The sequence below is a fragment of the Mesorhizobium sp. M2A.F.Ca.ET.067.02.1.1 genome (assembly GCF_004023285.1).
GTDB lineage: Bacteria > Pseudomonadota > Alphaproteobacteria > Rhizobiales > Rhizobiaceae > Mesorhizobium.
In genome coordinates, this window is sequence record NZ_RZSB01001012.1 from 1 (window position 1) to 1,747 (window position 1,747).

At 65.8% G+C, this 1,747-nt stretch carries 3 protein-coding genes; all 3 read left to right on the forward strand.

What is annotated here, in order from left to right:
• A partial coding sequence (locus EOA28_RS34820; RefSeq protein ID WP_128315803.1) for a 4'-phosphopantetheinyl transferase superfamily protein occupies window positions 1–319 on the forward strand: 319 nt, incomplete at its 5' end.
• Window positions 320–519: 200 nt separating this feature from the next.
• Window positions 520–831: a helix-turn-helix transcriptional regulator gene (locus EOA28_RS34825; protein WP_126080207.1), complete on the forward strand. Its 312-nt coding sequence runs from the start codon at window positions 520–522 to the stop codon at window positions 829–831.
• Window positions 832–887: 56 nt separating this feature from the next.
• Window positions 888–1,747, forward strand: an 860-nt coding sequence (locus EOA28_RS34830; protein WP_281060953.1) for a proton-conducting transporter membrane subunit, incomplete at its 3' end; no start/stop codon positions are given.

Below are 1,747 nucleotides of genomic sequence, written 5' to 3' on the forward strand. Positions count from 1 at the left end.
ATCCGGCGCGCTGCGAAGCGTCGGCGTCGACATCGAACCCGCCTTGCCATTGCCCGACGACCTCAGGGCCATGGTTGCCGCCCCGAAGGATCGCCTGGGTGATCTCGATCCGAAGCTGGGCGGCCGTATCCTGTTCGCGGTCAAGGAAGCGGCCTACAAGGCATCGTTCCCGCTCGACGGTCGCGTGTTGGGTTTCGAGGACATCGCCATCGATTTCGAAAAGGGCGAGGCGGTCACTTCGCCGGGCCGTCGCCTGGCCGTCCGTTTTGCCACCTCCCAATGCATCCTGGCGCTGGCTTACGCAGCCGTGGAGCGCTGAGAAGCCCTTCCGTATCCCGGCACTCTGACGCCGGCTGCATAGATGGGTGCCGTATCTGGCCAGGGGCTGCCGCGCCTTCGGCCCACACTGTCACGCCATCAACATAGATGTTCTAAACATCAATCCTTGACGATAGGACATTTTAATGTAGGCTATAGCACCGAGACCTAATATCTCAAACCTGAACGAGTGAGTCCTCGGTGATAACCGCACCGCAATTGCGCGCCGCAAGATCGCTGCTCGGCATCGATCAGCGCCGGCTTGCCGAATTGTCCGGCCTATCGGTGCCGACGATCCAGCGAATGGAAGCCAGCGGCTCGATCATCCGGGGCAATGTCGATTCGCTGATGAAGCTGATCGCGGCGCTCGAGATCTCCGGCATCGAACTGATCGGGGAAGGCGCGGCGAGCCCCGGCGGCGGGCGCGGGGTGCGGCTGAAGAGCGGTTTCGATCCCGCCAAGGCGCCCGAACCCGATGGCGGCCAGGTCGAATCGGGCGGGAGCCAGCCGTGAATTCGACCGTCGCCCTTCTGCTGTGCGGTGCTGCCGCGTTTTTGGCAACGGCCATAATGGCCGCGGCCGCCAGCCGGCTCGCCGCCGCGACGCGCCTGGTCTACGGCGCGACGCTTGTCATTTCAGCCGTGCTGCTCGCGACTGCTGCCGGCCATCTTGCCGGCAACCCCGGCGAGGCCTCCGCCACCTTGCCGCTCGGCCTGCCCTGGACCGGCGCCCGGTTCCGCCTCGACGGCCTGTCGGCGTTCTTTCTCGTCGTCGTCAATTTGGGCGGCACGATCACCAGTCTCTACGGCCTCGGCTACGGCCGGCATGAATCCCAGCCGCATCGGGTGCTGCCATTCTATCCCGCCTTCCTTGCCGGCATGAACCTCGTGGTGCTGGCAAACGACGCCTTCAGCTTCCTGTTGTCCTGGGAATTCATGTCGCTCGCCTCCTGGGCGCTGGTCGTGGCGCATCACCGCGACGAGGCCAACCGGCGGGCCGGCTACATCTACCTGGTGATGGCAAGCTTCGGCACGATGGCGCTGCTGCTTGCCTTCGGCCTGTTGGCCGGGCCGGCGGGAACCTATGCGTTCGACGCGATGCGGACGGCGCATCCCGGCCCGTTCGTCGCCGGCGCGGTGCTGGTTCTCATGCTGCTTGGCGCCGGCTCCAAGGCCGGCCTCGTGCCGCTGCATGCCTGGCTGCCGCTTGCCCATCCGGCGGCACCCAGCCACGTCTCGGCGCTGATGAGCGGCATCATGACGAAGGTCGCCATCTATGGCTTCGTCCGCGTGGTGTTCGACCTGCTTGGCGAGCCGGCATGGTGGTCCGGCGTCGCGGTGCTTCTCATCGGCGGCGTGACGGCGGTGCTGGGCATCCTGCACGCGCTGATGGAAAAGGACCTGAAGCGGCTGCTCGCCTACTCCACCAT